This is a genomic window from Sunxiuqinia sp. sy24 (assembly GCF_052677165.1).
The window spans coordinates 100,069-119,416 of sequence record NZ_JBQYLH010000009.1; the positions used below are offsets into that span (position 1 = coordinate 100,069).

Below are 19,348 nucleotides of genomic sequence, written 5' to 3' on the forward strand. Positions count from 1 at the left end.
GTTCATGAGTGATTCCGAACAATTAAAGTATCAGATAGCATTATCCTTGATTCCGGGGATAGGTTGTGCCAATGCCAAGCGTCTAATAACTTCACTGGGGGACATTCGTGAGATTTTCACGGCCAGTAAAAAGCAACTTCTGAAGGTTCCGAACATCGGGGAAATTACGGCACTTAAAATCATGGGGAGTGGCATATTGGCAAGGGCTGAGGCTGAAATTTCCTTTATTGAAAAAAATCAGATTCAGTGTGCATTTTATTGGGATGATCACTATCCTGTTAGGCTGAAGCGCTGTGTTGACGCTCCTTTGGTATTGTATTGGAAGGGACCTGTTGATTTCAATGCAGAGAAAATAGTGGCCATAGTCGGAACGCGCAATGCTACGGCTTATGGGCGCGGCTTTTGTGACGATCTGATCAAGGAGATGGGGCTGCGTGGAAATTATACGGTGGTGAGTGGCTTGGCTTATGGCATTGATGTGGCTGCCCATAAAGCATGTTTGAAGTATGGTGTTCCCACGCTTGGTGTTTTGGCTCACGGACTGGAGCGTATCTATCCCTCCTTACATCGATCGGTCGCCGATCGTATGCTAACAAGTGGAGGTTTGGTAACTGATTTTGTGAGTGAGGTGAAAATTGACCGGACCAATTTCCTACGTCGAAACCGCATTATTGCTGGATTGGCCGACGCTGCGATCATTGTTGAATCAGCAAAAAAGGGAGGATCGCTGGTAACTGCCGATATTGCAGATTCCTACAACCGCGATGTGTTTGCCCTGCCCGGACGCCGTAACGATCCTTATTCCCAAGGGTGCAATCAGCTCATTAAGTCGAATAAGGCGCTTATGATTGAAAACATCGATGACCTGGAATATGCGATGGTCTGGCTGGAGCAAGCAAAACGGCCAAGCAAAATACAAAAGCAATTGTTTGTTGAGTTGAATGAGGAGGAACAAAAGCTGGTAGATGTTTTGGATGGGCAGGAGGTGTATATCGATCAGCTGTGTTCGAACGTGAACATGCCCATGGGGAAAGTGTCATCTATTTTGCTCGCCCTCGAATTTAAAGGCTTGGTTATTAGTCTGCCAGGTAAAATGTATAAACTAAGCTGAATAAGAGGAGTTAGCCGGAAGCGGATTGTTTCGTCGGCATATTTACCGGTTCGCCCTGTTCTACTCATTTTGATAATTTTTCACCCAACTTTTTTTCGAACAATTCTTATCGTCCTGTCTTCGGTGCTGATTCGCTGCATGTTTGTCGAAACGGATGTTAGAATTTTGAAATTTTTAAGCGTATCTTTGCGCCCTATGACAAGTTTCAGCGAATTAAAGGTTAATAAATCGATATTGAAGGTGTTGGGTGAGTTAGGTTTTGAAAAACCGACACCCATCCAGGAGAAAGCAATCCCAGTTATCCGTTCAGGAGCAGATGTGGTTGGAGTAGCACAAACGGGAACAGGAAAAACAGCCGCCTACCTGTTGCCTATTTTTATGAAATTGGTGAAAGCTGAAGGTGACGATCCAAGGGTGTTAATACTAGTGCCTACCCGTGAGTTGGCCATTCAGGTGGGGGAAGATATCGAGGAGCTGACACGCTACAGCAATATTCGACATGCTGCTGTTTATGGTGGTATCGGTTGGACCAAGCACGCGGCTTTAATTGAGCCTGGAATTGATATTTTAGTCGCTACTCCCGGACGTCTGCGCGACTTGTACCATGCTGGTGCGGTTTCGTTGAAAAAGATCAAAACCTTGGTGATTGATGAAGCCGACCGCATGCTCGACATGGGCTTCATGCCGCAAATTCGGCAGCTGCTGGAAATCATTCCGGTAAAGCGTCAAAACCTTTTGTTCTCTGCAACTTTTGATGAAAAAGTAGAGCTGATGACGGAAGAGTTTCTGGATTTCCCGGAACGTGTTGAAGTGTCACCATCGGCGACTCCGGCTCAGTTGATTAAGCAATCTTATTACAAGGTGCCGAACTTTAAAACCAAACTGAATTTGGTGCGGCATTGGCTAACGGATGAAGAAGCTTTTAGTCGGGTGCTCATCTTTGTTCGGACTAAGGAGCATGCCGAGAATGTATTTAAAGTAATCAAACGTAAAACCGAAGGCGAGAAGCGGATTTTGCATTCGAATAAAGGCCAGAATGCACGCATGAATGCCATTCAGGCGTTTAAGGATGGTGAACTGCGGATCTTGATTTCGACTGATGTTTCAGCTCGTGGGCTGGATGTTTCGCTCATTACGCATGTGATTAACTTTGATCTCCCTCAGCGCTATGAGGATTACGTACACCGCATTGGACGAACGGCGCGAGCCAATAATCACGGCGAAGCGATTTCACTGATCGATCCGGCAGAAGAGTTTCACTTGAAGCAGATTGAAGAAGTGATCCGGATGCCGATTGAAGAAATGCCGTTGCCAGAGGATTTGGTGATAGAACCTACCGGCAAATCAGAATTTCAGGAGCAGATGCGCGAAGTTGACCGGCAGAAAAAGATGGATGATCCCGATTATCAGGGAGCATTTCATGAGAAAAAGAAAAGACCAATCAGAAATATAAAGCCGGCAGAACGGGCGAAGCTGAAGCGTAAGAGTAAAGGGAAGCGTCGTCGCTAGGTTCTTCTGTGTAAAAGAAGCGTGAATGAGCATTGCTATTCCTGCAGAAGGGTGAAATAAAAAACACAGCCCTCACCCGGAATGGCATTGCTGACGACACCCACTTCACCACCCAATTTTTCGATAATACGTTTTACAATTGAAAGTCCCAGTCCAGTGCCCTCGATGTGGGCTTGGTTGAAGCGTTCGTATTTTTTGAATAGCTTTTTCTGCTTGTTGGGGGGCAGTCCATTGCCATTATCTTTAATCCAGTAACGAATTTTCTTTTCGCTATAAAACTGGGTAGATCCCAGCTCAATAACTGGAGGCTTACCGCCATACTTAATCGCATTACTCAGAAAATTGACCCAGACTTCCTCGATCCAGGGACCATAGCCATAGGCCGATGGCCAATCGTTGGGTTTGATGATTTGTGCTCCAGAGGTTTTAATCATATCTGCTAAGCGTCTTTCGCTTTCTTCGAAAATGCTTAGCATATCTATTTGTTCCGATTTTACATCCTGCTGCCTGACACTGGCCAGGGTTAGTAGTTCCTTTATGACATGAAAAGACTTGTTGGCCGAAAGCTGGATCAGCTCGATCACTTCTTTCAGGTTGGCGTAATTCTGATGTTCAACTTCATAATGAAGTAAGTCGGTTGATGTGACAATTGCTCCAATAACGTTATTTAGGTCGTGGGCAACGGTATGGTCAAATGCATCCAGATCGGCAATCAACTTTTCTTTTTCTTCAATTTCCTTCTTGAGCTGCTGGTTGGTTTGGTTAATTTTTTGCTCGTAGATCGTTTTCTCAGTAATATCGCGCAAAGTAATTAGTCGGCCTGAGAAATTGTTTTTTTTGTCGTATAAGGGTGTGAGCCGAAGATCAAAGAAGATCGTTTCACCATTAATTTCCACATCCAGTTCAATTGGGGCAATGAGCTCTTTGGGGCTTAACTGCTCTATCAGTGATTTTATCTTGGGAAACGCAGTGATCAGTGATTTTCCTAGGATGTCTGTGCTTTTTTGTTGTGTCAGCCTCAGAAACGAGGGATTTACATCAACGATTCGTGTGTGTTGGTCAACAACAGCAATCCCATCAGGAAGCATATCCAAAAACTTGTTGCGGGCAATAGGAACGAGGTCATAAGTTCCATAGCGAATATTGATATAGGTGAGCACAAGACCTGAAAAGACAAAAAAGATTGGAGTCCAGTCGAATCCGGGAACAGGACTGACATTGAAAATGTACATCAGGTTTCCAACAACCGGGAAAACGCAGGCCGATATTAGTAAAGTAATTTGTGTCTGAAAATTTTCAGAGAACTCAAAGGTCAATGGAATTATGTTGATAATGCTTAAGATCAGCAGGGTGTAGCAAAATACAAAAACCAGCCAGAAAAAGATGCCATATTCATAGCTCGTTGTATTGAATTTTGGATTAATGCTGTAGGATGTCCAATGCAGGAAGTGGTACTCGTTGGTCAATACCAATAGTAGAAAAAGGGAGGCCAGCGCCAGTAGCCCGATTTTTAGTTTTTGTGTTAGTTTTGAGGAAAAGTGAAGGCTAAAGAAATAGAAGAATACGGGTGTGAAAACAATGCCAAAGTATGAGAGTTTAGACCAGAATATTTTCAAATCAAGGGTGGTTGATGCATATTCGAGACCATAAAAAAAAGCCCAGACCGCAGAGCAAAGCTGCATGAGTGACAGGTAGAGTAGTCCAGGAGACTTTTTGTATTTGAGAAGATAAATACTGATAAAAAGTCCAACAATTCCTGATAAAACAAGAACAAGTAAAAGGGGCGTAATAAGATATGGACCAACTTCGTGTTTCATTGGAAATATATGATGAGTGAATATACAAAACTTAATAAGATTATTTTAAAGAAGGAAGAGGTGTTCTAATAAAATTTTTGAACCGATAGATAATAAGATAAGTCCGCCGAGTAGTTCTGCATAGTGTGTAATATGTGGTCCGGTTTTCTTTCCAATCAGGATTCCGGTCATAGAGGCGAAGTAGGTGGTCGAGCCAATAATGAGAATGGCAATCAGCAGTTTGGAAAAGAGATTGGCAACACTAAAGCCAACAGCCATAGCGTCCATGCTTGTTGCCAGGCCCAGGAAAAATGCCACTCGCAGGTTCAGCGGGTTTTTAATGCTTTTGGTTTCTTCGTTTGAAAAGCTGTCGTAAATCATTTTCAAGCCAATTCCGGTCAAAATAATAAAGGAAACCCAATGGTCAACAGGGGCGATGAATTGACGGATGCTATTTTGCAGTCCCCAGCCTGCCAAAGGCATAATGGCTTGAACGATGGCCAGAATAATTGCAAGTCGGGAAGCTTGAAAAAATTGAATCTTGGGCAGGCTAAGACCACTGATTACCGATACCGCAAATGAATCAAGCGATAAGCCAATGGCAAGAATAAAAAGCGTCAAGTAATCCATTTGTTTTCAAAATCGGCCCAAAAGTATAAAAAATCAGTCGTTAATCAACCGAAATAGTTGCCCTTTGAGTTTTGTCTTCCGATCCAGTAGTCGGGTTGCCTGATCTTGGTTTTTGCGGGCGAAAAAGAAAAAGCGGTAGTTGTCAATTAAGTCTTGAAGGTATTGCATGGCCTTGTAAGCTATTTTCCCAAGGAGCCAAAACCCCAATAAGAGGCAAATAGTCAGGACTAAGTTGTGGGTGTTCAGGTAGAAAATAAAACTTAAGATAAGGCCAATAATTGGGTAAATAATCAAGCCGGCAACAAATTGAATGGAGCCATAGAATAGCTGGTCTTTTACCTTACGTTGGATAAAATGGCGTGGGATAAAAAAGGGAATCAGGTGGAGGATAAAACCAAGAATAAATAGAGGAAGCAGCAGGAGTGCTCCGAGGCTTTTTCCCAGTAGGAAGCCAATCGATAGCTTCTTTTTACTTGCCTGTTTGTTTTTGATGTTGAGCTGCTGTAGCGTGTTTCGGTAGTTGGTCAGTTGGCTATGAAGTGAGCTAAACAGCTCGGGCTGTTCAGTTTCTTTCGCTTCTAACAGGCCAATTAGTTTCTGGTCGCTGTAAAACCGATTCTTCATCCGGTTGCTATCTTCCTTTTGCTTTTTGGCATAATCAGCTCCAACCAAATCCCGCATTAGCTCATAATTGTCGTAATGCTCCTTGCTTTTGATGTTGATCGTGAGGGCTTCAACGCGTTTGGAGATCTCATCGCGTAAGGCCATGTTGGCTTTATGTCCATCCTTCCTGAAGTCATCTTCATAGTCTTTAACGACAATCGGTTTGCCGTAATGAACAATTAACTCACGGTTCAAATGCCAATAATGACTGTAATAGATACCTACCGGGATAATATGAAGGTTTAGCTTGAAGTTGTTCTTTTCTTCAGCTAAAAATGCAATGCGGGGAATCGCTTTTTTATGAGCAAGCATTTGTCTTTTTCCCGAATGAGCTGCTTCAGGGAAAAGAGCTAATTCCTTTTTGTTTTCCAGAATGTCAATTGCCTGAGCAAAGATCTTCTTATTCTTTCCCAAATTTTCTTTGCCATCGCGGAAGCGGTAAACAGGCATGATTTTCAGGAAACGAAGGATGGGGCGTGTGGCTTTCAGTTTGAAAATATCGGCACGGGCCAGCCAAACGGGTTGGGTGCGGCTGGTGCACAAAACGGCCAGTGGATCCATCAGGGCATTTTGATGGTTTGGAGCAAAAATAATGGGTGTGCTGGGGGGAATATTGGATGCCCCAATAACGGTAATTCGTTTGTGTACGAGCCACATAGCGGTGCGTACAATTTGTTTGACAAAAGCGTAAGCGAAAGACCAGTTCTTCATATTAGGCAAGCATTGGTTTTTTGGACCATAAACTGGCAACAGTCAGGCCACTAAGAATATGCCAAATACCCCACCAAGCTGCAACTACAGCCATGCCTCCCAGCTCAAGTTCGGGCGGAAATATTTTCGGATTGAACATGAGCGTCAGAGCCAGCCCTGAGTTTTGAATACCTGTTTCGATGGTGATGGCCCGGCGATCAATTCGAGGACGCTTCATGAGCGTGCTAAAGAGAAATCCGGTTCCTAAGGCCAAGGCATTATGCATTAGAACAATGAAAAATACCAGGTGCACAAACCGCATAAAATGATCAAAATTGGCGGAAAGCATGGCAATAACCATGACAACAAAGAAGGCCAAAGACACTATTTTTAGGGGTGTGATAATTTTTTTTGTGGTCTCCGGAAATCTAGAGGCAAAGAAAATGCCCAGAATAACCGGGACTCCAAGCAATATGAAGACCGTTTCAAACATCTGAAGCTGATCAATCTGTAGTGGGCGAAGCAAGGCTTGTGCCGATTGGTTGTTGTAGAATCTGACATACATGTTTCCCCACACAGCAAAGTTGAGCGGGGTCATAAAGGTGGCGCTGAGGGTGGCAAATGCGGTGAGGCTAACGGACAAGGCGGCATTGGCTTTGGCCATTGAACTCATGAAGTTGGAAATATTTCCGCCTGGGCAGGAGGCGACCAAAATCATTCCCAGCGCGATTGTTGGTGCCGGTTTTAGGCTGATGACCAGCAAAAAGGTAAGAAAGGGGAGAAGTAAAAATTGGGAAATAATGCCGGTGATGGCTGATTTTGGGTTTTGGATGATGTCTCTGAAATCTTGAATTTTTATGCTCAGAGCAACGCCGAACATGATGAATGCCAGTGCTATGTTTAAGAAGAGTAAACCTGATGGTGAAAAGTTCAACCGCACATGGTCCAATACATCCAACGAGGTGTTCATAAGCTTCAATTTTAAGTAGCGAGGGCTAAAAGTAAAAAACTATTGAAAGAAAGCCGGTTTCCTTCAATAGTTTTTTACTTAAGCTGGCCTTTTCAGGCGTGCTGGTTTTCTATAGTCCGAGTAATTTCATCATCTTTTTCGGAATGTCGGTGTTATCCATGATGCCAGTAAATTGCCCGGCTCCGGGGCCAAAGGCAAAAACAGGAACCATTACGCCGGTATGACCACCGGTTGTGAAACCTCCTTTAACGGTTTGTTTGGGCATATTGCCGTTGTTGATTGCCATTCCACCCGTTTCGTGGTCAGCGGTCACAACAATCAATGTTTCTTTATCCTTGGCTGCAAACTCAAGTGCTTTGGCAATGCACTGATCAAAATCAAGAACCTCTTCAACGACGTAAATCGAATTATTTTGATGTCCACCCCAATCAATTTGAGAGCCTTCAACCATTAGGAAGAAACCATCTTTACTTTTGCGTAGAAGGTCAATTGCCTTAGCAGTGGCTTTGGGAAGCATGTCGTTTCGTTCAGGTGCACGGTCATTGTGTTCAGGAGCCGTTAAGCCGGCCAGTTTTCCCGAGTTGAATTTTTCAATGTCGTTGATGTCCTGCAATACAGTGTAGCCTTTGTTTGTCAATTCAGTGGTCAGGTTGCGTCCATCTTTGCGGTCAGTAAAGTGTTTGTATCCACCACCAATGAATACATCGATATCTGTTTTTAGAAAATCGGCAGCGATGTCTTCATATTGATTTCGCGAGGGCACATGAGCGATGAATGAAGCTGGCGTGGCATGTGTAATTGCTGAGCTGGAAACCAGTCCGGTTGCCAGACCTTTGGCTTCTGCTTTTTCCAGAATCGATGGCTGTGCAAGCGTATCGGTGTCAACTCCGATAGCTCCGTTGTAGGTTTTATATCCGGAGGATAGGGCGGTTCCTCCTGCGGCGGAATCGGTCACATAATCATTTGCTGACTGCGTTTTTGAGAATCCGACATGCTTGAAGTTATTCAAAAATAGATGACCACCATTGGCTGTCAGCCCAGCATAAACCTGCGAAACACCCATGCCATCACCAATCATGAAAATGATATTTTTTGGTTTCTTGGCTTTGTGCTTTTCAGTGTAGGTTTTGACCTCATAGGTCTGCTGTCCAATGTAAATTTTTACAGAGTCTTCTTTGGATAGTGTTTTGTAATTTTCTTGTGCCAACACAGGAACGGCTATAAGGAAGGCAAGAATAGCAAATAGTAAATTCTTCATACGATTATATTTTAAATAAATGATTTAGGTCAAGATAAAAACAGGTCGGCCTCGGCTTGGTTCAGATCTTGGTTGAAAATTTAGCTTGTCATGAAAAAATCGCGTCAAATCTAGTGATAAAATGCTGAATTGATTCTTGTGCTTGATTAAAATTTAATTAATCATTTGAGGCTATTTCCCTCCATTGTTCTTTAAATCATTCAGGCATTGTTCCCGGAGCGAGGGAACAATGCCTGCAATAAAGTTGGACAGGAAGTCACTGGTTTCTGCGGTATAATGCATTAGGCAGTTATTGTTTGAGCAATGTTTATCGTGTTGCGTGTCCAGGTGGTTATTAACCATAGGGGTACCCTTGTTTACTAAACCCAGAATGTGGCAAAACTCGTGTTTCAGCACTGTCGATTCAAGGACCTGCGTTGAGGGTTCTTCGGGTTCGCCGCTGAATTCCTGAATTGTTTTTCCAAAAAGTGCCATCGATGAGGCTCCGTATGCAACACCTAATGCTTTTGTGTCGTTTTCGTTTGCTGAGTAGTCTGTATCAACAATGGCAATCCAGACCGATAATGCTTTGTCAGTAGCTTGGTGCGAGCGGTATTGCTCTTCGAGGTCTTCCAAGTCAGTAATGGAGTAAACAACCTTTTCTTCAGATGGAATAGCCTTCGATATGATTGAAATACCGGCGCTTTTATGCAGGCGTTCTTCCATAAAAGAAGCCAGCTGGTAGAGCGAATTGGTATTAAGCTTGAATCCTTCAATATAAACAATTTCAACAATGAGTTGGTCGTATTGCTCTTCGGAAAGAAAGTCAATTGGCTGGATCGTGATTCCTTTCGGATCCTGTTCTTCGGGAACTTCTGCCTCCTGATTAGTTGGTGAATGGGTATTGCAGTTGGTGAGTAGTGCCAAGCACAAGATAGCCAAGAGCAAGTAGTTTATTGGGGTTTTCATTTCATTCTGTTTCTTTAACTAGTAAACTGATTTTAAGATTAAAAGTTTGCCGTTTATAAAGAAATGATTGAGTGATTAGCTCATGACTGGTCTTGTGAAGCTTGAATTGGTGCTGGTTGAAAAGAGGCCGATTTTCTGAGCTTCATTTTCTAACTAAGCTTTTGGGTATTCCATTCTTCGCGATCAAAGTTTTTTGAAATGGCATAACGGATCATATTCTCCTCCGTTTGTATTTCCAAAATGCCCAGAACAATCAGGTCCGAAATGATTCGCTCGGCCTCGCGGTAGGTAATCCGCGCCTTTTTGCTAAATGCAGACTGGCTAATGGTTCCGTTTTTATCCAAAAAGTCGAGCAGCATTTGTTCTTTGTCCGAATAGCTTAGAAAGATGCCTTGTTTTCTGTTTTGCTTTTTCCATACTTCGATCATGATTTTGTTGGCCAGTTTGTTTTCATCATGCAGACGAAAGTAGGCCAGCCATTTCCCCTGGTCATTTTTGGCGTAGTGGGGCTTACGTTTGCTGGGATCTATAGTCACCTCAAGTACTGCTTTGCCATCGATGAGGTGCTGGCGTGTGGTGAAATCAATTTCAGGTTTGCTGAATACTTTCGCGGCCGCTTCCACCATGTAATATTCTTCTTCAGACCGTACGCCGGCAATGTTGCCATTGTCTTTTACACCGATCAGCAGGCGTCCTCCATCCGTATTGGCAAAGGCAACCAACGATTTAGCTATCTTCTTGGAGTCACTGATGCAGTATTTGAAATCTTGTTGCTGGTGCTCTCCCTCTTGTATTAATTTGGTCAGGTAATAGCTCACAATAATCCTCCATTTCTGAAATCAACAAGCCCGGCTGATGATTGTTTTAAAGCTCAATGCCGAATGCAATACGTGCCAGGTAACCTAGCCCGAATGAGATTAAGCCCACTACGGTACTTAAAATGACCATTTCTCCAAAGCGTTTTCGAAAGGGTTGATCGTTAGCAATGGAAATGTAATAGCTGTATAGGAAAACCACGAAAATGGAATCGATGACAGCCACGATTAGAGCCATAAAGGGGGATGTGAAGATTAAATAAGGTGCAACCAAAAATACGACGGCAAACAAGTAGGCTATTCCTGTAAAAACAGCCGACTTTACCGCACCTTCGTCGTTGCCTTCCGAGCGATGAGAAAGGTATTCGGAGGAGGACATGGACAAGGCGCCGGCTATTCCGGCAATAATTCCGGTGAGCGCCACAATTTTGGTATTTTGCAGGGCGAAGGTCAATCCCGCCAATGTACCCAAAATTTCCACCAGAGCATCATTCAGTCCCAAAACGATTGACCCGATGTATTCGAGCTTGTCTTCTTTTAGAATTTTGATCAGCTCTTCTTCATGGTCATTCTCCTCTTTACTGATGGTTGCTGCCTCGGGAATTTCTTTTGCTAGCTGATCGTAGTTGATTTGCGCACTCTCTTCTCCTTTTTCCATCAGTTTGATACCGAAGGTGATTCCGAAAATAAGGGCAATCCAGTAAAATTTGAAAATTTCCCAGCGACTGGGGTTTACTGCTCGTCCGGTGTAGTTCTCCCAGATTTTGTAGTGCTTCAATTCATCTTCTGCAATGGCCTGCAAAACCTGACTGTTGTGCTTGTCTTTAATTTTTGACGCCAGACGCGTGTAAATGGCATGTTCCGTTATTTCATTACGCTGGGCAATGATTAATTGCCTGCGCACTTCGGGCGAGATTGGTTTTCGTTCCATCAATTAGTTTTTTAGCCATTCAAATAGTTGGTAATGTTCGGCGGTCATGCCCAGTTTTTGATAAACCTGCTGTGCACGGGTGTTGTTTTGGTCAACGTAAAGCCGAATCCCTTTTAGTTTCGAATTTTTCTCAACCAGCTGCTGAATATGTTGATACATTTTTTTATACACGCCACCTCCGCGGGAAGCTGGCAATACGAACACCGATTGAATCCAAAGCACGGTGCCATTTCGCCAGTCGCTCCACTCAAAGGTGGTCAGTAGCGAGGCAATGACCTGCCCGTTTTTTTCGGCTACATAATAAGTTCCTTTGGTACGATCGTTAAATACGTGGTTTACACCAAGCTCAACCGTATCTTTATTGAGTTGAAGATTTTCAGTTTCCATTGCCATTTCCAATTGAAAGGCTGCTATTTGCCTGGCATCTTCTTTTTTAGCTTCGCGAATAATCATTTTCGGATTGAAAATTTGAAGTTTGTAAAATGTAAAAGTAGTTTTATTGACTGAATATTTAAACGATTTAAAGGAATGAAGATTCTCATCGCGTCTCAAAATCCGGTTAAAGTTAATGCCGTTAAAGAAGCTTTCAAAATTTGTTTTTCAGAGCCTGTTCACGTTTGTGGGCTAGCTATTAATTCAGGAGTTTCCGATCAGCCAAGCAGCGATGAGGAAACCCTTGTAGGAGCTAAAAACAGGGTGTGCGGTTTGTTGCAGAGTGGTGAGTCGGCTGATTACTTTGTGGGTATTGAAGGTGGAATTGAGCTGGTGGATGGCAGCTTGCAGGCTTTTGCCTGGCTTGTTGTTTCAGACGGCGAAAGGCAGTCGTTGGGGAGGACCGGAAGTTTTGAACTGCCGCCTGAAGTAGCTCGCTTAATAGCAGAGGGAATGGAGCTGGGCGATGCCGATGATCAGGTTTTTAAAAAGCAAAATTCGAAGCAGCAGAACGGGGCTGAGGGCTTATTAACGCATGACAGGGTGACTCGTCAGACATTATACCAACATGGTTTGGTGCTGGCATTAATCCCTTTTATGAATAAAGAACTTTACCGTTGAATGAAAATAGATTGTGCTAGAAACTGATCTTTTTGAGAACCTGGTTAATCTTGATGCGCTCTTCATCAAGCATAATGATTTGGATGTTTCCCTTTTGCAAACTCGTATGTGCTTTGGGCCCAACTTCACCCGTAATTATCCTATCCACTTTTTCTTCGGACAATAACTTTACGACCCGGGGGGCTACATCATGTTCTTCGTGACAATAGGGATTCACGATAAAGCGTGATTCATTGCCGTCGGTGAGGTAGAAATAGGGCGCTCGTCCGAACCGGAGATCCATCGGAGCAGTCAATTTTTTGTCAGTGGCGCTGATTGCAATCATATTCATTTATTTTTATGTATTCACGTTTTTAGCTTGGGTGTATTACTTCGCCTGAAGTGCTTCCCAATACTCCACAGCTCGTCTTGTATGAGGAATAACAATCGTACCTCCAACAAGGTTTGCAATACTGAAAACTTCAAAGATTTCTTCAGTTGTGGTGCCTTGCTCAAAGCATTTTTCCAGATGGTATTTGATGCAATCGTCGCAACGTAAGACCATCGATGAAACTAATCCCAACATCTCTTTGGTTTTAACATTTAAAGCACCATCCTGATAAGCAAGGGTGTCTACGCTGTAAATTCGCTTCATGACTTTATTGTCAGACGAAAGTATTTTGTCGTTCATTTTTGAACGGTATTCCTGAAAATCATCGATTAAGTTGCTCATTGCAATTCATTATTATAAGTTCGAATTTCTAAATTCAACGATTCAATTAGCCGGCTTGGCAATTGAGGCGTTTGCTGCTTCGACTGCCAAGCCTTGGGTCTTTTGAGTGCTGCCTGATTTAGTCAACCAATTCTCCAATCAAGGTCGTTTGTGTACATCGGGTCACCCTGACTTTAACCAATTCGCCCTTCTGAAAGTTGCGGTTCGGAAAAACAACGACTTTATTGGTTGGTGTTCTTCCGAAAAGCTCGGCATCGCTCTTTTTCGAAGTACCTTCAACCAGTGCTTCTACTACGCGACCAATGTCTGTTTGGTTGCTTTCCAGCGATAATCGGTTTTGTAGGGCGATAATTTCATTTAACCGACGGGTTTTGATCTCCTCCGGAACATCATCTTCCAAATGCTTGTGTGCATACGTTCCCGGCCGTTCTGAATATTTAAACATGAAGGCCATGTCGAATTTAGCCCATTCCATTAGCGAGAGTGTTTCCTGATGGTCTTCTTCCGTTTCGGTGCAGAATCCGGAAAAAACATCTGTTGAAATACCACAGTCAGGAAGAATTGAGCGGATAGCCTCAATGCGTTTCATGTACCACTCCCGGTCGTATTTGCGGTTCATCAAATTCAGAATTTTCGTGCTGCCCGATTGCATGGGGAGATGGATGTGCTGGCAAATGTTGGGGTAGGCTGCAATTACTTTCAACACTTTGTCCGACATGTCTTTGGGGTGCGATGTGGTAAACCGGATGCGCATTTTGGGAAATTCTTTGGCAACTTGTTCCAGTAGGTCCCAAAATTTCACCGGTTTGCGTTCTCCTTCGGGCAACCATTTGTACGAGTTTACATTTTGCCCCAGCAAAGTTACCTCCTTGTAGCCTTTCGTGCTTAGGTCGCGCACTTCGTTGATAATGTCTTGTGGAAAGCGGCTTCGCTCGCGGCCACGGGTATAAGGCACAATACAGTAGGTGCAAAAGTTGTTGCATCCGCGGGTAATGCTCACAAAGCCACTAATGGTTTTATCGCCAATGCGGACCGGCGTTATTTTATCGTACGTTTCGTTGGTCGAGAGTTCCACATTAATGGCCGGCTCGTGATCCAGCGCCTTGTCCATCAGGTAGGGCAGGTCGCGATAGGCATCCGGGCCTGCTACAAGATCAACGGCATCGTGTTCCAAAAACTGCTCACCTACACGTTCGGCCATGCAACCCAAAATGCCAACCACCAGTTTTTTGTTTTTCTTTTTAAATGCTTTCAGGTGGTTTAGCCGCCCCCAAATACGCTGCTCAGCATTGTCGCGAATGGAGCAGGTGTTGATGAAAATGGCATCGGCATCTTCTGCTGTATCGCATAATTGGTATTGTCGGTCTTGCAAAATGGCAGCGACAACTTCACTATCGGCTACATTCATCTGGCAGCCATATGTCTCAATAAATAGTTTTTTCTCTCTCATCTCTTTCAGAATCAGTTGGCAAATTTATCTATTTTAAACAGAATGAGAAATGCAAAATTTTTGTTTGGAGAAAACGTTATACCTTTTTATAGGAATTGGAGATGAGGCCATCTGATGTTAATGTAAAGTTTTTTGATTTTTTGGAATGATAAAAACCGTGCGCTGTTGTATTCCGACAATTAAATATATATTTGCACTTTTAAAGGACACCTGTTATGAAATTTGTATTTGTAGGGATCTTTTTTATCCTTTTTTGCTTGACCCTCAGTGCTCAAGAGTCCTCTTACAGCCCCGGTCAGCATGCTTCTGATAACACCTCCGGAACACTTACTCAGCATTTTCCAGTAATTCAAGATGCCCGAATTGACACCTTGTTGGAAAGGCATATTGGGATGAATAAGCGTTTGAATGGTACCGAAGGATATCGGTTGGAGATTTTTTTCAGTTCGGGCTTGCTGGCTCGCGATGAAGCGATGGATGTGAAGACGGAGTTCTTAAGGGATTACCCCGATGAGCAGGCTTATATGATCTTTCGAAGCCCCGACTTTAAGGTTAGGGTAGGGAATTTCAGAACAAAAAATGAAGCATTGGCGTTAAAAGCAAAAATCAGAAAGAGCTACCCCAATGCCTTTATTGTGAAAGATATTATTCAGTTTCCAAAATTATTTACTGACAAACAGAGCAATGAGTGAATCGATTAAACACGAGTGTGGAATTGCGCTAATCCGACTGAAAAAACCATTAAGTTACTACCAAGAAAAATACGGCACCTGGCAGTACGGAATCAACAAACTTTACCTTTTGATGGAGAAACAGCACAACCGCGGGCAGGATGGTGCCGGGGTGGTGAGTGTGAAAATGAATCTGAATCCAGGACAGGAATACATCAACAGGTATCGGTCAATTGAGCAAAATCCGATTAAGGATGTTTTTGATAAAATTGGCAAAAGTGTGAAGAAGGCTATCAAAGGCGGCAATAATATTGATGATACCGAATGGGCATACGAAAATTTACCCTATGCTGGAGAGCTTTATTTGGGACACTTGCGTTATGGTACTTTCGGCCGGAATAGTATTGATTTTGTGCATCCGGTGATGCGTCAGAACAACTGGAAATCAAGAACCCTGGTTTTGGCTGGTAATTTCAACCTGACCAATACCGATGAGTTGTTTCAAAAGCTGATTGACTTGGGGCAGCATCCCAAAAATTATACGGATACGGTTACCGTACTCGAAAAAGTGGGTCACTTTTTGGATGAGGAGAATCAATTCCGCTTCCGTCAATATAAGAATGAAGGCTACAGTAACCGGGAAATTTCGCCATTGATTGAAGAAAACCTGGATGTGCAAAGCGTTCTGGAAAATGCCAGCAAAGATTGGGATGGTGGTTATGCCATTGCCGGAATGGTTGGGCATGGCGATGCTTTTGTGGCCCGCGATCCGTGGGGAATTCGTCCGGCACATTATTATGAGGACGACGAAATTGTGGTTGTTGCTTCGGAACGTCCGGTAATTCAAACGGTCATGAATGTGAAGGCTGATCAGGTGAAGGAAATCAAACCTGGTGAAGCGATGATTATTAAGCGAAACGGAAAAGTGTCGCATGAAATGGTTCGGGTGCCACACAAACGGGTTTCCTGTTCGTTCGAGCGGATTTATTTCTCTCGCGGTAGCGATAAAGATATTTATCAGGAACGCAAGCAATTGGGCCGCTTATTGGCTCCTGCCATTCTGAAGTCCATTGATTTTGATATTGAGAATACCGTATTTAGTTATATCCCCAATACTTCAGAAACGGCCTTTTATGGCATGATGCAAGGGGTTAATCAGCACTTGCTGGAGCGGAAGAAAAAGTTGATTCGCGCCGGCAACGGAACGATGACGGAAGAAGAGTTGGAGGAAATTATTTCGCTGGAGCCTCGGGTTGAAAAAATCGCCATTAAGGATGTTAAGCTGCGAACGTTTATTGCAGACGATGCCAGTCGCGATGATTTGGTGGCTCACGTGTATGACGTTACTTACGGTGTGATTCGCGAGAATAAGGATTCGCTGGTAATTATTGATGATTCGATTGTTCGGGGAACGACCCTTAAGACCAGTATTCTGAAAATTCTGGATCGATTGAATCCGAAGAAGATTATTGTCGTGTCGTCGGCTCCGCAAATTCGTTATCCTGACTGCTATGGAATTGATATGGCTGTGCTGGAGAAATTCATTGCTTTCGAGGCTGCTATTGAGTTGTTGAAAGACAAGGGACTACAGTCAGTTATTGATGAAGTATATAAGAAGTGTAAGGCGCAGGAAAATCTTCCGAAAGAGGAGATTATGAATTATGTGAAAGATATTTATCGTCAATCTACCGCCGAGGAAATCTCAGCTAAGATTGCCGAGCTGTTGAAACCTGAAGGTTGTAATGCGGAAGTGGAAATCGTGTACCAAAGCATCGAAAATCTTCATGAAGCTTGTCCGGGCGATAAGGGCGACTGGTATTTCACCGGCAATTATCCGACTCCTGGGGGAAATAAGGTTGTTAATACGTCTTTTATCAATTTTGTTGAAGGTGTTCATGGGCGTGCCTACTAATCGAGGTGGCTGCTCAGCATTTTCGAAAGATTGGAAAACGTTAAAAATAAAGCATAAAAAAAGCAGGCTAATTAGTCTGCTTTTTTTATTGTATGTTGTTCGATTGGATCTTCTTTATTCGGGCATTGGGAAATCATCTTCTTTTCCCTTGATGTAGGTTTCAATGTGCCTGTCTTTTTTGGCTTCGTAAATGTCTTTGATGGTCAGGATGATTCCTGTTTCTTCAACATCGCCAAACCGGTCGTTAAGAACCGTTCCAAAGGTTTTCATGGAAGGACTCAGGTTCATGTAAGCATTAATTAGTGGTGGAATGTTTTCACCATGCTCACGTACTTGCTGAGTCAGTATTTTGTAATCTTCTTTATATGATCCGCCATTGAAAATCGGCTCCAGAGCTTCCATGTTCATGTGCAATTCCATGGGTTTTTTCGGACTCACCAAGTTGTCATGATCACGGAAGTATTTCAGGAAGAAATATTGGATTAGATTTCGTGCATCCGACTGGAAGTGCGAATACATGGTTACTTTTCCAAAGAAATATTTCATTTCCGGGTGGTCTACTATTAGAGCGCCAAGGCCGTCCCACAGGTTATCCAGTGCAAAAAGTGCTTTAGCTCCTGCTTTACTCGATTGGTAAGCTGGCTGAACAAATGAACGGCCAAGCTCCAGGGTATAGGGCAGATACTCTTTTTTAAATTCTTCGGAAAAATGAAACAGGCGAGAGGTTGCCAGTATTACATCCCCGTTTTCATCAACAGGAAGGTTGGGGCACATAATGTAGCGATAGCCGCCAAGAATCTCCTGTGCGTCCGGATCCCAAACAATCAGTTGTTTGTAAGGGTTTTCACTTGTGTCGTATTGGTCAATGTCGATCTCTTTCCCTGTACCGCCTCCTGCATCGCGAAATGTAATTTCACGTAGGCGGCCAATTTCATGCATAATACAAGGAGAATCGTGATATGTAATCACGTAGATCTCATTGGCACCTTTGTTCGTCTTCCGTAAAAGCTTTTGGGGTGTTAGTTCCGCAATTACAGCTTCTTTGGGCATCGGTGCAACAATATCTTTCATACTTCGTTCGCTAATTTTGTTGAGGTACAAAACTATAAAAATTTATTGAAGAAATAGAGTTCATAGTTCTTTAAATTCAGTGCTTGTGTGATTCTGCCATCGAGTAAACGTGGTCGCGCACAACCTTAGCCCATTCCTTATGTTTTTTGCCTTTGTCAAAGCTTGTCCAGGGGATCGGTTTTCCAAAGGAGATAGTGAATTTCTGTCCCCGGTGTCGGAAGGTTTCATCGGGCAGGAAAAATTGCTCCAGGTTCCACTTTAGGCGCAGCCATTTTCGCAGGTTGGCTAGCCTGTAGAAAAAGTTTGAGTTTCTTCCGCTGACATGAACCGGGATGATGTCGCGTTGGTACTGGATTGCCTTTTGGATGAAGTGTTTCTTCCATTCCATGTCGGTAATCTGTCCTTTTATTTTCCGGGAAGCGTAGCCTGAAGGGAAAATCAATATCTGGGCATCTGAATGGTATTGCTCGTGAACGATTTTTGCAATGTCACGCCCGTGTCCTCCTTGTTTGTTGATAGGCACAAAGACACCCTCAAGTTGAGGGATGTTCATGAGAATATCATTGACCAAAAAGCGAACTTCTCCAAGCAGTTTATTTACGTTAGACATCAGTAGTAGTCCGTCAAATCCGCCCAATGGGTGGTTGGCTGCAAAAATGAATCGGCCTTCTGTTGGCACATTTTCAATACCAATTACACGTTCTTTCACATCGAAGTGATTCACGATCTGGTGGACGAACTCTATTCCTTGAAGCTCCCCATAGTTTTCCAGAATCTCGTTTACATCGTGAATATGCATAATCCGTGTGATGTAGTTGTAGATAAATCCTGGTATAAGTTGGGCCAGCTTCGGGTTTTTTTCCTGAAAAACTTTTCGAATGTCAATTGGCTTTACTTTCTTTGGACTTTGATCATCCATTGTCTTTTGTTTTAGGGGCGAAAAATAGAAAATATAATCGAACCCCGTAAGGCTTGCCTCCATTTTGTATTTTTATATTCTTTGAACTTCCGTTTTATTAACCATTGTTGAAAAATGATTGCTCTCGTGCATGTTGTTGATTGATAATGATTTGGCGCTCCGTGTGTCTGCGCTTTTCGGGGTTGTCAACAACATATGAACAATTTGGAGATAGTAAAAAAGTGGAGGATGGTGACTTA

At 43.3% G+C, this 19,348-nt stretch carries 19 protein-coding genes; 5 read left to right on the forward strand and 14 right to left on the reverse strand.

Going from position 1 to position 19,348, the window contains the following annotated elements; translation table 11 throughout:
• The first annotated feature begins 4 nt into the window (after positions 1-4).
• Both dprA and ACUNWA_RS09725 read left to right on the forward strand, forming a co-directional pair.
• The gene (dprA, locus tag ACUNWA_RS09720) at positions 5-1,111 is read left to right on the forward strand and encodes a DNA-processing protein DprA (RefSeq protein ID WP_445591706.1); all 1,107 of its coding nucleotides are present in this window, start codon (positions 5-7) and stop codon (positions 1,109-1,111) included.
• Between the two features lie 195 nt (positions 1,112-1,306).
• The gene (locus tag ACUNWA_RS09725; RefSeq protein ID WP_445591707.1) at positions 1,307-2,620 is read left to right on the forward strand and encodes a DEAD/DEAH box helicase; all 1,314 of its coding nucleotides are present in this window, start codon (positions 1,307-1,309) and stop codon (positions 2,618-2,620) included.
• A gap of 35 nt (positions 2,621-2,655) precedes the next feature.
• Here the strand turns inward: ACUNWA_RS09725 and ACUNWA_RS09730 are convergent, their stop codons facing one another.
• The 9 genes from ACUNWA_RS09730 to ACUNWA_RS09770 all read right to left on the reverse strand — a co-directional run bounded on the left by ACUNWA_RS09730 (position 2,656) and on the right by ACUNWA_RS09770 (position 11,774).
• Positions 2,656-4,437, reverse strand: coding sequence for a histidine kinase N-terminal 7TM domain-containing protein (locus ACUNWA_RS09730; protein ID WP_445591708.1), 1,782 nt, complete (start codon positions 4,435-4,437; stop codon positions 2,656-2,658).
• 45 nt (positions 4,438-4,482) lie between these two features.
• Positions 4,483-5,046, reverse strand: a complete 564-nt coding sequence (locus tag ACUNWA_RS09735) for a manganese efflux pump MntP (RefSeq protein WP_445591709.1) — start codon at positions 5,044-5,046, stop codon at positions 4,483-4,485.
• Between the two features lie 33 nt (positions 5,047-5,079).
• On the reverse strand, positions 5,080-6,420 hold the full coding sequence (locus tag ACUNWA_RS09740; RefSeq protein WP_445591774.1) for a 1-acyl-sn-glycerol-3-phosphate acyltransferase: 1,341 nt from the start codon (positions 6,418-6,420) through the stop codon (positions 5,080-5,082).
• A gap of 1 nt (position 6,421) precedes the next feature.
• Positions 6,422-7,369: a bile acid:sodium symporter family protein gene (locus ACUNWA_RS09745; protein ID WP_445591710.1), complete on the reverse strand. Its 948-nt coding sequence runs from the start codon at positions 7,367-7,369 to the stop codon at positions 6,422-6,424.
• Between the two features lie 109 nt (positions 7,370-7,478).
• Positions 7,479-8,627 (reverse strand): alkaline phosphatase, encoded by a 1,149-nt coding sequence (locus ACUNWA_RS09750; RefSeq protein WP_445591711.1) that lies wholly within the window; start codon positions 8,625-8,627, stop codon positions 7,479-7,481.
• A gap of 171 nt (positions 8,628-8,798) precedes the next feature.
• Positions 8,799-9,575: a hypothetical protein gene (locus ACUNWA_RS09755; RefSeq protein WP_445591712.1), complete on the reverse strand. Its 777-nt coding sequence runs from the start codon at positions 9,573-9,575 to the stop codon at positions 8,799-8,801.
• A gap of 149 nt (positions 9,576-9,724) precedes the next feature.
• Positions 9,725-10,393: an AlbA family DNA-binding domain-containing protein gene (locus ACUNWA_RS09760; RefSeq protein WP_445591713.1), complete on the reverse strand. Its 669-nt coding sequence runs from the start codon at positions 10,391-10,393 to the stop codon at positions 9,725-9,727.
• A gap of 46 nt (positions 10,394-10,439) precedes the next feature.
• On the reverse strand, positions 10,440-11,321 hold the full coding sequence (locus tag ACUNWA_RS09765; RefSeq protein WP_445591714.1) for a VIT1/CCC1 transporter family protein: 882 nt from the start codon (positions 11,319-11,321) through the stop codon (positions 10,440-10,442).
• 3 nt (positions 11,322-11,324) lie between these two features.
• Complete coding sequence (locus tag ACUNWA_RS09770; RefSeq protein ID WP_445591715.1) at positions 11,325-11,774, reverse strand: GNAT family N-acetyltransferase; 450 nt, start codon at positions 11,772-11,774, stop codon at positions 11,325-11,327.
• A gap of 75 nt (positions 11,775-11,849) precedes the next feature.
• On the opposite strand from ACUNWA_RS09770, the gene yjjX reads away from it, so the two are divergent.
• Positions 11,850-12,374, forward strand: a complete 525-nt coding sequence (yjjX, locus tag ACUNWA_RS09775) for an inosine/xanthosine triphosphatase (protein ID WP_445591716.1) — start codon at positions 11,850-11,852, stop codon at positions 12,372-12,374.
• Between the two features lie 16 nt (positions 12,375-12,390).
• Here the strand turns inward: yjjX and ACUNWA_RS09780 are convergent, their stop codons facing one another.
• From ACUNWA_RS09780 to miaB, 3 genes are all read right to left on the reverse strand, one after another.
• Positions 12,391-12,699, reverse strand: coding sequence for a NifB/NifX family molybdenum-iron cluster-binding protein (locus tag ACUNWA_RS09780; RefSeq protein ID WP_445591717.1), 309 nt, complete (start codon positions 12,697-12,699; stop codon positions 12,391-12,393).
• Between the two features lie 42 nt (positions 12,700-12,741).
• A complete protein-coding gene (locus tag ACUNWA_RS09785) occupies positions 12,742-13,086 on the reverse strand; it encodes a carboxymuconolactone decarboxylase family protein (protein WP_445591718.1) in 345 nt (114 codons plus the stop codon).
• Between the two features lie 118 nt (positions 13,087-13,204).
• A complete protein-coding gene (gene miaB / locus ACUNWA_RS09790; RefSeq protein ID WP_445591719.1) occupies positions 13,205-14,536 on the reverse strand; it encodes a tRNA (N6-isopentenyl adenosine(37)-C2)-methylthiotransferase MiaB in 1,332 nt (443 codons plus the stop codon).
• 215 nt (positions 14,537-14,751) lie between these two features.
• On the opposite strand from miaB, the gene ACUNWA_RS09795 reads away from it, so the two are divergent.
• Together ACUNWA_RS09795 and ACUNWA_RS09800 are read left to right on the forward strand one after the other, a co-directional pair.
• Positions 14,752-15,228 carry an SPOR domain-containing protein gene (locus ACUNWA_RS09795; RefSeq protein ID WP_445591720.1) on the forward strand — a complete coding sequence of 159 codons (477 nt, stop codon included), beginning with the start codon at positions 14,752-14,754 and terminating at the stop codon, positions 15,226-15,228.
• Entirely contained in the window at positions 15,221-17,119 is a 1,899-nt protein-coding gene (locus tag ACUNWA_RS09800; protein ID WP_445591721.1) for an amidophosphoribosyltransferase, read from the forward strand. The genes ACUNWA_RS09795 and ACUNWA_RS09800 overlap by 8 nt, the downstream gene beginning before the upstream one ends.
• A 114-nt stretch (positions 17,120-17,233) precedes the next feature.
• Here the strand turns inward: ACUNWA_RS09800 and ACUNWA_RS09805 are convergent, their stop codons facing one another.
• Both ACUNWA_RS09805 and ACUNWA_RS09810 read right to left on the reverse strand, forming a co-directional pair.
• Positions 17,234-18,190 carry a GNAT family N-acetyltransferase gene (locus tag ACUNWA_RS09805; RefSeq protein ID WP_445591722.1) on the reverse strand — a complete coding sequence of 319 codons (957 nt, stop codon included), beginning with the start codon at positions 18,188-18,190 and terminating at the stop codon, positions 17,234-17,236.
• A 76-nt stretch (positions 18,191-18,266) separates the two neighbouring features.
• A complete protein-coding gene (locus tag ACUNWA_RS09810; protein WP_445591723.1) occupies positions 18,267-19,109 on the reverse strand; it encodes a 1-acyl-sn-glycerol-3-phosphate acyltransferase in 843 nt (280 codons plus the stop codon).
• Between the last annotated feature and the right edge of the window lie 239 nt (positions 19,110-19,348).